Source organism: Chryseobacterium flavum (genome assembly GCF_003385595.1).
In the GTDB taxonomy this organism is placed as follows: domain Bacteria; phylum Bacteroidota; class Bacteroidia; order Flavobacteriales; family Weeksellaceae; genus Chryseobacterium; species Chryseobacterium flavum.
The window spans coordinates 1-12030 of the sequence record NZ_QNUE01000030.1; the positions used below are offsets into that span (position 1 = coordinate 1).

Genomic DNA, 12030 nt, shown 5'->3' on the forward strand with positions numbered 1-12030 from the left:
ACACACAGCAAATTAATCAATTTGCAAATATTAGGAAAGCAAAAGCTTTCCTTTTTTTATGCTCAAAAAAAGACTGCCTCACTTTTGAGACAGCCTCTTTTTTATTTCATGTTCACTACTTTATCTACAATAAACTTTGTATTCCCTCTCCATGGCAAAGCACCATTGTACTCTTTATAATGAAGATCAAAGGTTTTACCGCTATTGGTTTCCAGTTGCTTGAAAACCTCAGGATCATCCACAGAAAACTCAAACTCATAGCTTGTAATGGTTCCTGTCTTTCCTCTTCCGAATCCTTCCTGAATCAGTTTTCCTTCATATGTTTTGAAAATATATCCTTTTTTCATTGCATAATTCAGATATCCGGATTTCACTCCTTCCCCGAAAACGAAGAAGTATTTATACCATACGAATACTCCTACTAGCAGCAGTATGACACCGAGGGTAATCCACAAAGATTTTTTCATAAGCAGTGTGTTTTATATTTAAATTTTATTTTGCGATACTTCTGGAGATCACGATTTTCTGGATTTCGGAAGTTCCTTCGTAGATCTGAGTAATCTTGGCATCTCTCATCAGTCTTTCTACATGGTATTCCTTTACATATCCATATCCACCGTGGATCTGAACCGCTTCGATAGTGGTATCCATTGCCACCTGAGACGCATATAATTTTGCCATTGCTCCGCTTTCAGAGATATCTTTTCCGGCATCCTTTTCTGTTGCCGCCTTGAAGCATAGCATTCTCGCTGCCGTAATCTGGGTAGCCATATCTGCCAGTTTGAAAGCAATTGCCTGGTGGTTAATAATTTCAGTTTTGAAAGCCTTTCTTGTTTTTGCATATTTCAAAGCAAGCTCATAAGCTCCTGAAGCAATACCTAAAGCCTGGGAAGCAATACCGATTCTACCTCCGTTCAATACAGCCATAGCAAAATTGAACCCAAATCCATCATCACCAATTCTGTTTTCTTTCGGAACTTTCACATTGTTAAAGATCAGTGAGTGTGTATCACTTCCTCTGATTCCTAATTTATCTTCTTTTGGCCCGATCTCAAAACCTTCCCATCCTCTTTCTACGATAAAGGCATTGATTCCTTTATGCTTTTTCTCAGGATCCGTTTGTGCAATTACAATATAATAAGATGCTGTTCCACCGTTTGTGATCCAGTTTTTAATACCATTTAAAAGATAATAATCTCCTTTATCTTCTGCAGTTGTTTTCTGGGAAGTAGCATCAGAACCGGCTTCAGGCTCAGATAAAGCAAATGCCCCGATTACCTGTCCACTTGCAAGAGGAGTAAGGTATTTTACTTTTTGCTCTTCAGAAGCAAACTTTTCAAGACCGGCACAAACCAATGAATTATTTACAGACATTACTACTGCCGCAGAAGCATCTACTTTTGCAATCTCCTCCATAGCCAGAACGTAAGAAACGCTATCCATACCTGCACCTCCGTACTTTGGATCAACCATCATTCCTAAAAGGCCCATTTCTCCCATTTTCTTCACCTGTTCAGCAGGAAATTTCTGATCACGGTCTCTTTCAATAACGCCAGGTAATAATTCATTCTGTGCAAAATCTCTTGCTGCCTGCTGAATCATCAGCTGTTCTTCCGATAAATTAAAGTTCATAAAAAAATAATTAGATAGCCGTAAATTTACACTTTTTAAGCAAATCTGAAAATATAAATCGGACGTTGGTTATGAAAGAGCAAGCAGAAGGCTGAAATTGGGATAACTGAAAATTAATAGTTTACCTGCAAAATCCGAAAAGGGCTTGGAAAAGTGAAATAAAAAAGGAATATCACTTAAAAAAACGAATCTATCCCTGTTTACACCAGAACAATAACCAACTGTTTTTCAACATTAAACAATATTTTATTCTAAAAATATTATGGTAAACATTCAACTAATTTCCAATTATTTTATTCAATCTTCTACAATTAAAAAAAATGCTTATATTTAGGTTTCTTTATAAATTACTTAAAAAATCATGACAATCAAAAGATTATTCGATATTCCTCACTACGCTTTAGAAAGATATCCTAAACCGGATATGTTTGCAACCAAATACCATGGAGAATGGAAAAAAACATCTACCCAGGAGTTTATTAATGAAGGGAATAAGATTTCCAGAGGGTTACTTAAACTGGGAATAAAGCCAGGGGATAAGATTGCATTGATAACAACCAATTCCCGTACGGAATGGGCAATTATGGATTTCGGGCTTTCTCAGATCGGGGTTGTTTCAGTACCGGTTTATCCAAGTATTTCTCCGGAAGATTATGAATTTATCTTCAATAATGCAGAAATTCAGTACTGTTTTGTTTCTGATAAGGAGCTATTGAATAAAGTGATGAAAGTAAAGCACAACATCCCGAGCTTACAGGGAATTTTTACTTTTGATAACATCAGCGGTGCGGCCAACTGGAGAGAGATTCTGGATCTGGGTAAGGATGAATCTACACAAATTGAAGTGGACGACCTTTCCAATGCGATCAATACTGAAGATCTGGCAACGATCATCTATACTTCCGGAACTACCGGAAGACCTAAGGGAGTAATGCTTACCCACAATAATATTGTTTCAAACATACTTGGGGCCATTCCGAGAATTCCAAAAAAGAGAAGTCTCGATTACAAAGAAACCAGAGCATTAAGTTTCCTTCCCATCTGTCATATTTTTGAAAGAATGCTGTTCTATCTTTATCAGTACAACGGTTTTTCTCTTTATTTCGCAGAAAGCATCGAGAAAATGGGTGAAAATGTAAAAGAAGTAAAGCCACATTACATGACTGTAGTTCCGAGGCTGGTAGAAAAAGTATACGATAAAATTTATAATACAGGATCTTCTGCAGGAGGATTGAAATCAAAAATCTTCTTCTGGGCACTGAACTTAATCAGTAAAAAGAAAACCATTTCAAAGCCATCCGGGCTTCAGGAAATTATTGCAGATAAACTTGTATTTTCCAAATGGAGAGAAGGATTAGGAGGTGAAATCGTGACTTTGGTTTCAGGATCAGCAGCATTATCCACAAGACTTAACTTAATATTTCAGAATGCAGGAATTCCTATTCTTGAGGGGTATGGTTTAACGGAGACTTCTCCGGTAATTTCTGTAAACAGCTTTGAAAAGATGAAAGTGGGGACCGTAGGGATTCCGTTGGACAATTTAAAAGTAAAGATACAGGAAGACGGGGAAATTACCGTAAAAGGTCCGTCCGTATTCAAAGGATATTTCCGGAACGAAGAAATGACCAGGGAAGCCTTCACAGAGGATGGATTCTTCAAAACCGGTGATATCGGACATATAGACAATGACGGTTTTTTACAGATCACGGATCGTAAGAAAGAAATGTTCAAGACATCAGGCGGAAAATATATTGCTCCCCAGACTATTGAAAATTTAGCAAAAGCTTCTAAATTCATTGAGCAGATCATGGTAGTAGGTGATGGTGAAAAAATGCCATGTGCCCTTGTACAGCCTGATTTCGAATTTGCAAAAAGCTGGGCCATGAGAAACAACCTGAACATTGGTTCCACCCCGCAAGAAATTGCGAAAAGTCCCGAACTTAAGCAAAGGATTGAAAAAGAAATAGAAGGCATCAATGAACACCTTGGCAACTGGGAGAAAATCAAAAAAATTGAACTTACCCCTGAAGTATGGAGCATCGAAAGCGGATTGCTTACTCCAACCTTAAAACTGAAAAGAAAAGCAGTAAAAGAGAAGTTTATAGCTTTATATAATAAGATGTATGACCATCAGGATTAATTGTTAATGAAATTATTCAAGTATACATTTCTTTGCCAATCTGCACTTGCCGGATTGGCACTTTTTATGTTCTCATGTAAAAAACAGATTGAAAACTCCAAAACAATATCTAAAACGAAAATAGAAATACCTCCACTGTTAGATACTGCTTTAAAAGAGAAAATATTGATTAATTATATTCAAAATGCTGATATTATAAAACCTAAAATAGAAAACGGCGTGCCTTTTAACCAGCTTGATTATGATAGAATCATTGCTTATGATTTTGCAGGTGATGAAGAAACCTATCCTAATGCAATTGACAAAAAAGGAAAATTTGTACCTGTCATATTAAAACAACAATTCCTTACTCAAAGACAGGCTGATCAGATCCTATCTGCCTTAGCAAAAAATTCAAGTTATGGAGAAAGGTCTGCAGCGTGTTTTCAACCTCATCTTGGCCTGGTATTCTTTAAAGGAATAAAAAAGGTTAATCAGATCAGTGTCTGTTTAAGCTGTAATTCTTCTATTACTGAAACCCATATTCCAGCCAGAACATATAGAGTATTTAATAAGGGAACAGATAATGAATATTCTTTTACCGGCTTCACACTTTCTGGAAAAAAAGCAATCATAAATTTATGTAAAGAAATAAATTTTCATTATGGAAAGAGTAGCATATAAAAAAACCGGAAGTAATTCTTCCGGTTTTTTTATTTAATGGTTCTGAATTAGAATTTAATTACAGATTTCATTTTTTCATTTTCTTCCATTACCAATTCATCATCAACAAGGATTTTTCCAGAGTGCTCATCAATAATGATTTTCTTTCTCTGAGCAATTTCCATTTGTTTTTGAGGAGGGATAGTGAAGAAAGACCCTTTAGGAGCTCCTCTTTCTAAACCTACTACAGCAAGACCGTTGATAGAGTTTGTTCTGATTCTGTTGTAAGAAGCCAATAATCTTTCATCAATTTTAGCAGCGAATTCTTTAGATTGCTCTAATAAGTATTCTTCTTCTTTTTGAGTTTCAGAAATAAGACCATCTAATTCTTCTTTCTTAAACTTCAGGTGGCTTTTTAAATCATTGATCTTTGCATTCAGCTCACTTAAAGTTTCGTTTTTGTGAGCAATTTTAGCTCCAAATTCTTTAATTCTTTTTTCAGCAAGCTGGATTTCCAGGTCCTGGAATTCGATCTCTTTCCCTAATGCTTCAAACTCTTTATTGTTTCTTACATTATCCTGTTGAGATTTGTATTTCTCAATTAAAGTTTTAGCATGGTTAATAACTTCATGCTTCGTTTTAATCTGATCTTCCTGATCTTTGATATCTGCATGAAATTTTTCAGCTCTTTTCTCAAGTCCTTCAATTTCAATTTCCAGATCTTCAACTTCAATTGGCAATTCTCCTCTAGTATTTCGGATTTCATCCAATCTTGAATCAATGATCTGTAAATCGTATAAAGCTCTTAATTTTTCTTCAACTGAAATATCGTTGGTTTTTGCCATATTTAAATGAAATAATTTACTGGGTTTGTCTTTTCAATAGATTTTGAAATTGCAAATGTACTAAATTTTTGTGATAAAATTTCAAATAATTGTTGAGTTACAAATTGTTCTGATTCATAGTGCCCTATATCACAGATCAACATTTTTGACTCAGCTAAAAAATAGTCATGATATTTAAGATCTCCGGTAAGATAGGCATCACATTTTTGAGAAACAGCAGCCCGTATTCCACCGGCTCCGGAGCCTCCGAGAACCCCTACTCTTTTGATTTTTTTATGGTTGAAGGGAGAATGTTTTATAACATGGAGTCCAAATATTTCTTTAACATGCTTCAGAAAATCTGTTTCCTCCATTTCTTCCTCCAGCTCACCATACATCCCTAATCCGGCATGATGATTTTTATTATCCAGACTGTATATCTGGTGAGCTACTTCTTCGTAAGGATGCGCAGCTTTCATAGCACCTACAATCTGCCCCTGTTTAAAGCTTTCAAATATCACGGAAATCATATCTTCATCAGCATTTTCGCGAATCCCCTGTTGCCCGGAAAACGGACTTGATCCTTCTACCGGTCTGAATGTTCCGTTACCATTCACTGTAAAACTGCATTCGTCATAAAACCCTATACTTCCGGCTCCTGCAGAGAACATGGCTTCTTTCACTTTTTCTGAATATTCTTTGGGAACAAAGACCGTAAGTTGTTTCAAATTGTTTTCTTTGGGCTGAAGAATTCGCATGTTCTTTAATCCCAGTTGGCGGCATATTCCATAATTCACTCCAAAGAAATCATTATCAAAAGCCGTATGAATGGCATAAATAGCTATTTTATTTTCAATTGCTTTTAAAACTGCTCTTTCTACATAGTTCTTTCCTGTTAAAGATTTCAAACCGGAAAATATAATAGGATGAAAGCACACTATCAGGTTGCAATTCTTCTGAACAGCCTCTTCCACAACATTTTCCAAAGCATCATGACACACCAGGATCCCACTCACATCCCGATCCGGAACACCGCAAAGCAATCCGACATTATCAAAATCCTCTGCCTGTTTTATACTTATTTCCTCTTCAATTTTTGAAATTACAGTTTTTAGCTTCATAACTCTGTTTTTACAGTTACAGCGAAGATATTAATTTTACCAACTTCTGAAAAAATAAAAGCAATAAAAAACCGGCAGCTATCGGCCGGTTTGAATTGAAAAGAATATAATTAATCTTTAAAAAGTGATACTCTCGTAAAAGAATCTATTACTGCAGCACAATTTATATCTGACTCAAGGAAGAGCTGATAGCCCCTTCCCGGATCAAGGCTGGCCTGATCAGCAATGGTATAGAAGTAGAAAGTAAGAATATTTCCTATACCTCCCGAACCACTTGGAACAAGCTGAATCGAATTGATCTCAAATCCCGAATCAGGGTTTTTAAAGGTTGCTTTTACGGATCCCGAAGAATTAGAACCTGGAGTAACATTTACAATTGCTCTCCAGATATGGACCTGTCCATAAATTTCATTTTCTCTCCACTTGCCGGTAGCAGCCGTATAGATGTTTGCCGTAATTCCGGGAAAAGGAACTGTAGTTTCCGGCCAGCTTGTTGTAGGACTTGCTGCAAAAACCAGGGGTACGGCGTAAAACACCTGAACCCTGGGACCATAACCGCTTCCGGAGGCGGTTAGGTTGAGAGATGGTTTTACATTTGCGTTTCCAGAATTTACCTTAACGACCCCGTCGTTACCAGCCTGAGAAGATGTGGGAACAAAAAGCTGCCTCCAGAGGATGCCATCCCAGTACTGGAAATTATTCGACGTTGTATTAAAAATTAAGGTTCCTGTGGTAAGACTAGCATTCGCAACACCAACAGGTGGTACTGTTGCAACATTATTATCAGCAAGGTTGGTATCTCTCTCGCTATCTGTAAGACGAGGAATAAGAAGCCCTTTCTGATTAGAGACAATATCCAATACTGATGCTCCGTTAGGAGTTGTTGTATTAATCCCAACCTGAGCATATATGATACTATATAAGAAGATTGGAATAAAAGAAGTTAATAATTTTCTCATGATATCAGATTTTGTATGTTAAAATTACAAACTACCAGAAAAAAAATGTTAAAAAATAAATTTTTATATGTCATTTCTTATCCGTATTTTACAAAATATAATACATTGAAAGTCATACAATTAACTATAAATAACTCCCCTTTCAATGATCAAAAAAATTTTTAACATTTGAAAATTCTTTTAACGATACTATTTTTACATTATACTGAATTGAAATTATTAACTTCGCTGTGAAATAAACAGGCTTAAATGGAAAGAGAACACAACCTTATTCCTGAAGATACACTCTGGAAAAGATTCCTTTACAGAATAATTTACCGCTCGGATACCAGACTCGGAAAACTCTTCGATATCATATTATTATCCTTAATTCTGTTAAGTACAGCCATTATTATGATGGAAAGTGTACCAATGCTGGATAAAAGGTTTCATTATACCTTTTTGGTTCTTGAATGGATTATTTCCATTTTCTTTACCATTGAATATTCTATGCGTATCGCTGTGGTAAAAAACAAAAAAAATTATATTTTCAGCTTCTTTGGGATCATTGATTTTTTAGCGTTGGTTCCTTTCTACCTTAGTTTCTTCTTTCCGGTTACCAAATATTTTCTCATTTTCAGAATGCTGAGAATGTTGAGGATTTTCAGAATCTTCAACCTTCTGGATTTTATGAATGACGGTTATCTCATTGTCCGGGCATTAAAAAACAGTTCCAGAAAGATCTATATATTTCTCCTTTTCCTGATTATTTTCTCAGTTATTGTAGGATCACTTATGTTTATGGTGGAAGGTGGCCGAGAAGGATTTGAAACCATTCCCCAATCTATCTACTGGGCTGTAGTTACGGTAACCACGGTAGGTTATGGAGATGTATCCCCCATTACCCCGATGGGGAAATTCTTTGCAGTGGTTCTCATGCTGGCAGGTTATTCCATTATCGCAGTACCTACAGGGATTGTAACTGCAGAAATGCGGAATAAAAGACAGAACCTGGAAAAAGTATGCGACCGATGTGGAAACGAAGATATTGATGATGATGCAAGATACTGCAAACAGTGTGGCAAGAAATTAGCTTGATATTTGGTATTCATTTAATCTATTAACCAAATACCACAAAATCATGGAACCAAAAAAGAAAAACAAACCCAATAGCCTGGTCATTATCCTTTTTGCTTTAGTTGTACTGATGGTTGTTGTTTATTTTATTCTTGTAACATTTTTCCCAACTGTGTTTGACCTTATGAATACAGGAGATATACAACCGGTACCTGATAAGTGATTGGGTTAAAAAGAGCTAGACAGTATATTTCAATAAAGATGGGCAAAATTGGTCCATCTTTTATTTTTACAGGTTTCCCGTTTTAATAAAGAATCCATATTCCACATTTACAAAACAATTCCTTATCCTGATACTTTCTTCTTAGTAATTAACCACTTGTTTTGTCTGTATCTGCCACAGGTAGCAAAAAATATAATTAAAAAGCAGCAACCAAATAGTTGCTGCTTAGGTTATAATGGAAAATAGTAATTTTTATTTTCTGATTATTTTAATGGTCTGCTTAGATCCGTCTTTCATGTTTAATACGGCTAAATACATCCCTTGTTTTAAATCACCTAACTGTAGCACTGAAGAAGGGGATTCAACAGTTTTAACCAATCTTCCTGCAAGATCAATAATTGATACTGATTTTACCTTAGAAACATCAGAAATATTTACAATATCAGTAAATGGATTAGGGTGCAGTTTGACAGCTTTATCCTTAAGTTCCGTTTCTGATGTGGCAAGGTTTGCAGCCTGATAAACAAAATCGTCAATCAGTACACTGTTCGCCGGAGATCCTGTATGTTTAAGAACAAGTTTGTTTACTCCAGCAGGAACTCCCGTAATGTTCAGGGTATAATCATCCACTGTTGTCGTTCCTGAAGCAGTATATGATCCGATTTCAACAAACGTAGAAGTATCTGAAGGATTTGTCAGATAACCGATCTGAACTACCCCGCCGGCAGTATAATTGGCTCTTCCTTTGAATTTAATCACAAAGTTATTGGATTGCAGATTAGCCAGTTCCGGAGTAGATATCATCCCTGTACTTGAACCTGAAGTATAAATATACAGTCCGTTTGGAGTGCTTATTGCAGAGCCTGTACCGGCACTTGCATACGCCATAACTTTTGCATATCCTGCATTAGATCCTATACTTGTCCAGCAGGCAGGAAGTCCGTTTTCAGCTGTTGAATCGAAATTTTCATTCAGAGACTGTGCTGTAACACAAGCTGTAACAAAGCTGGCAGAGGCAGACCAGACACTGATATCTGTAGTAGTACAGTGAGATCTTACCCATACATAATATAAAGTAGCAGGATTCAATCCACTGATTGTCTGAGACGTTCCGGAAACCCCTGATAATAGAGGTACAGTAGATGCTGTTGGAGCTGTACCTGATGTACTGTAATAAATATCATATCCACTCGCCGGAGGTGTAGTAGAAGCTGTCCAGGAAACATCAGCGGTGTCCGTTGCGATATTTGAAATCGTAACTGCAGTTGGGCTGATACATGTTGGTGGGGTTGTTACATTCAAGGTAAAGTCCACATAGTTTCCATATGGAGCCGGCCCACAAGCTGTAATCGCCCCACTATAAGACACTCCAAATCTTGCTCTGTAGTTACCCAATGCCTGACCCGCAGGAATTGCAAATGACCCCGTTGAAGTTGCAGAATAAGATGTTGTGGCAAGCATTCCTTCCCCATTATCTGCAAAATCAAGGTCATTATTCCAGTCTACCCAGATATAATAATAATATGTACTGCCCCCGGAAGCTTTTAACAAATAATCAATATTTCCACCCGGTGTTCCTGAAAATACCGTAGCTGCATTATCCGTATAGGCAGAATATTGTGATGCGGTATAACCCAGGTTACTATAACCTACTGTATTGGTTGTGATGTTATTCAGGTAATATGTTGTACTGGAACTACCTCCGGTAGGAACACAATATCCTGTGTATAGGTTTACCGGTGTACTCCACGCACTCTGATCAGATGAGCTGCATTTTGACCTTACCCAGATATAATAATTTGTATTGGCTGACAATCCCGGAATGTCTGAAGTTGTATTGGAAATTCCTGTCAGGATTGGTACAGTTGAAGAAGTAGGGTTGGTATTTGAAGTACTGTAATAAATCTCATATCCATTTGCCGGAGCAGTAGATGGAGCAGTCCATGAAACAGATGCAGAATTTGCTGTAAAGCCTGTAATATTAAGAGCTGTAGGAGACATACAGGTAGGAGGTGTAATCACGTCCAGGGTAAAATCTACATAATTTCCATATGGAGCCGGTCCGCAAGCCGTAATTGCTCCGCTGTACGAAACTCCGATTCTGGCCTTATAACTTCCTAACGCCTGGCCTGCAGGGATTGCAAATGACCCGGTTGAGGTTGCAGAATATGTAGTTGTGGCAAGCATTGTTTCATCAGCATCATTAAAATCCAGATCTTTATTCCAGTCTACCCAGATGTAGTAATAATAAGTACTTCCTCCTGCTGTTTTTAGAGAATAATCAACATTTCCACCAGCTATACCTGAAAAAGAAACTGAAGAATTATCAACATAAGCAGTATATGAAGAAGCTGTATAGCTCAGGTTCGTAAAGCCTGGTGTAGACGTTGTAATATTATTTAAATAGTAAGATGTTGAGCTGGCCCCGCCTGTTGGAACACAATATCCTGTGAAAACATATATTGGTCCGGCCCATGAACTTTTATCTGATGTACCGCAGCTCGATCTAACCCAGACATAGTAACCTGTATTAGCATTAAGTCCGTTTATTGTTTCTGACGTTGTAGTAATCCCCGTCAGTACTGGCGCAGTAGTAGATAATGGTGCCGTGTTCGAGGTACTGTAATAAATATCATAACTAGCGGGTGCTGTAGCCGGTGCCGTCCATGAAACACTTGCTGAGTTAGCCGTTACTCCACCGGGAGTCAGTGCTGTAGGCGCATAACAGGATCCTGTTTGTGTCAGTTGTATATCATCCAATGTAAGATACCAGTCTGAATTACCTGTATTGGCCGGAGTTCTGTTTCCTGTAATCCTGAATCTGAAATCAGAATCTACCGGAACTGCTCCGGCAGGAATTGCTCCTGTAAAAGCAGTACAACTCGTCACCGGATCTGTAAAATCAACCTGAGAACCAATTAAATTCCATGTTGTTCCTCCATCAGCAGAATACTCAACCCGCATATTCCCAGTTACAACATAAGACGAACCATAAGGTTTTGCAGAATAATTAAATGATACATCAATTTGCTGTCCACTTGACATGGTAGAGCTATACATCATATAAGACGATGCATTTGAACCCGTCCCATACAATTCTTTTCTTGCCGCTCCGCTTCCGTTGCAATAATAAGAACTGGATGTAGTTCTTGTAAAAGCTGCCGAAGCTGTTGACCAGCCTGCCGGGGGAAAAGTAGAGGTGTCAAATCCCTCATTCACCACAATTTGTGCAGATGCCCCTATTCCTAAGGACATCATACAAGTCAATAGAAGTTTTCTCATATATAGTAGATAAAATTACGGAGCTAATTTAAATAATATTTAACATAAATACTCAATTAAATAAAAATCAACAACTAATGAATAATATTTATAAGATATTTTTAATTAAAATTAAACAAGTATTTGATTTTAATATTTTATCATCAAACTA

10 protein-coding genes are annotated in these 12030 nt (G+C 37.1%); 4 read left to right on the top strand and 6 right to left on the bottom strand.

Annotated elements, in window-relative coordinates; all coding sequences use genetic code 11:
• Positions 1 to 101: 101 nt before the first annotated feature.
• Both DRF59_RS20260 and DRF59_RS20265 read right to left on the bottom strand, forming a co-directional pair.
• A complete protein-coding gene (locus tag DRF59_RS20260; protein ID WP_115964376.1) occupies positions 102 to 467 on the bottom strand; it encodes a hypothetical protein in 366 nt (121 codons plus the stop codon).
• Positions 468 to 492: 25 nt separating this feature from the next.
• The gene (locus DRF59_RS20265; RefSeq protein ID WP_115964377.1) at positions 493 to 1632 is read right to left on the bottom strand and encodes an acyl-CoA dehydrogenase; all 1140 of its coding nucleotides are present in this window, start codon (positions 1630 to 1632) and stop codon (positions 493 to 495) included.
• A 361-nt stretch (positions 1633 to 1993) separates the two neighbouring features.
• Here DRF59_RS20265 and DRF59_RS20270 point away from each other — a divergent pair, with 361 nt between their 5' ends.
• Positions 1994 to 3772 (top strand): AMP-dependent synthetase/ligase, encoded by a 1779-nt coding sequence (locus DRF59_RS20270; RefSeq protein WP_115964379.1) that lies wholly within the window; start codon positions 1994 to 1996, stop codon positions 3770 to 3772.
• Between the two features lie 6 nt (positions 3773 to 3778).
• Positions 3779 to 4435: a hypothetical protein gene (locus DRF59_RS20275; protein ID WP_115964381.1), complete on the top strand. Its 657-nt coding sequence runs from the start codon at positions 3779 to 3781 to the stop codon at positions 4433 to 4435.
• 47 nt (positions 4436 to 4482) lie between these two features.
• Here the strand turns inward: DRF59_RS20275 and DRF59_RS20280 are convergent, their stop codons facing one another.
• The 3 genes from DRF59_RS20280 to DRF59_RS20290 form a co-directional block, all read right to left on the bottom strand.
• Complete coding sequence (locus tag DRF59_RS20280; RefSeq protein WP_115964383.1) at positions 4483 to 5259, bottom strand: zinc ribbon domain-containing protein; 777 nt, start codon at positions 5257 to 5259, stop codon at positions 4483 to 4485.
• 2 nt (positions 5260 to 5261) lie between these two features.
• Positions 5262 to 6359: a Nif3-like dinuclear metal center hexameric protein gene (locus DRF59_RS20285; RefSeq protein WP_115964385.1), complete on the bottom strand. Its 1098-nt coding sequence runs from the start codon at positions 6357 to 6359 to the stop codon at positions 5262 to 5264.
• A gap of 110 nt (positions 6360 to 6469) precedes the next feature.
• Entirely contained in the window at positions 6470 to 7318 is an 849-nt protein-coding gene (locus DRF59_RS20290) for a hypothetical protein (RefSeq protein ID WP_241505647.1), read from the bottom strand.
• A 249-nt stretch (positions 7319 to 7567) separates the two neighbouring features.
• Between DRF59_RS20290 and DRF59_RS20295 the strand changes: the two genes are divergently transcribed.
• Positions 7568 to 8395 (top strand): ion transporter, encoded by an 828-nt coding sequence (locus tag DRF59_RS20295; protein ID WP_115964387.1) that lies wholly within the window; start codon positions 7568 to 7570, stop codon positions 8393 to 8395.
• Between the two features lie 43 nt (positions 8396 to 8438).
• Positions 8439 to 8597 (top strand): hypothetical protein, encoded by a 159-nt coding sequence (locus tag DRF59_RS20850; protein ID WP_157967480.1) that lies wholly within the window; start codon positions 8439 to 8441, stop codon positions 8595 to 8597.
• Positions 8598 to 8849: 252 nt separating this feature from the next.
• On the opposite strand, the gene DRF59_RS20300 is transcribed toward DRF59_RS20850, so the two are convergent.
• A complete protein-coding gene (locus tag DRF59_RS20300) occupies positions 8850 to 11855 on the bottom strand; it encodes a GEVED domain-containing protein (protein ID WP_167456713.1) in 3006 nt (1001 codons plus the stop codon).
• Positions 11856 to 12030 lie beyond the last annotated feature (175 nt).

Coding starts and splice junctions, on each gene's coding strand:
- DRF59_RS20295 (WP_115964387.1), top strand. CDS start 7,568: ATGGAAAGAGAACACAACCTTATTCCTGAAGATACACTCTGGAAAAGA.
- DRF59_RS20285 (WP_115964385.1), bottom strand. CDS start 6,359: ATGAAGCTAAAAACTGTAATTTCAAAAATTGAAGAGGAAATAAGTATA.
- DRF59_RS20275 (WP_115964381.1), top strand. CDS start 3,779: ATGAAATTATTCAAGTATACATTTCTTTGCCAATCTGCACTTGCCGGA.
- DRF59_RS20265 (WP_115964377.1), bottom strand. CDS start 1,632: ATGAACTTTAATTTATCGGAAGAACAGCTGATGATTCAGCAGGCAGCA.
- DRF59_RS20290 (WP_241505647.1), bottom strand. CDS start 7,318: ATGAGAAAATTATTAACTTCTTTTATTCCAATCTTCTTATATAGTATC.
- DRF59_RS20280 (WP_115964383.1), bottom strand. CDS start 5,259: ATGGCAAAAACCAACGATATTTCAGTTGAAGAAAAATTAAGAGCTTTA.
- DRF59_RS20300 (WP_167456713.1), bottom strand. CDS start 11,855: ATGATGTCCTTAGGAATAGGGGCATCTGCACAAATTGTGGTGAATGAG.
- DRF59_RS20260 (WP_115964376.1), bottom strand. CDS start 467: ATGAAAAAATCTTTGTGGATTACCCTCGGTGTCATACTGCTGCTAGTA.
- DRF59_RS20270 (WP_115964379.1), top strand. CDS start 1,994: ATGACAATCAAAAGATTATTCGATATTCCTCACTACGCTTTAGAAAGA.
- DRF59_RS20850 (WP_157967480.1), top strand. CDS start 8,439: ATGGAACCAAAAAAGAAAAACAAACCCAATAGCCTGGTCATTATCCTT.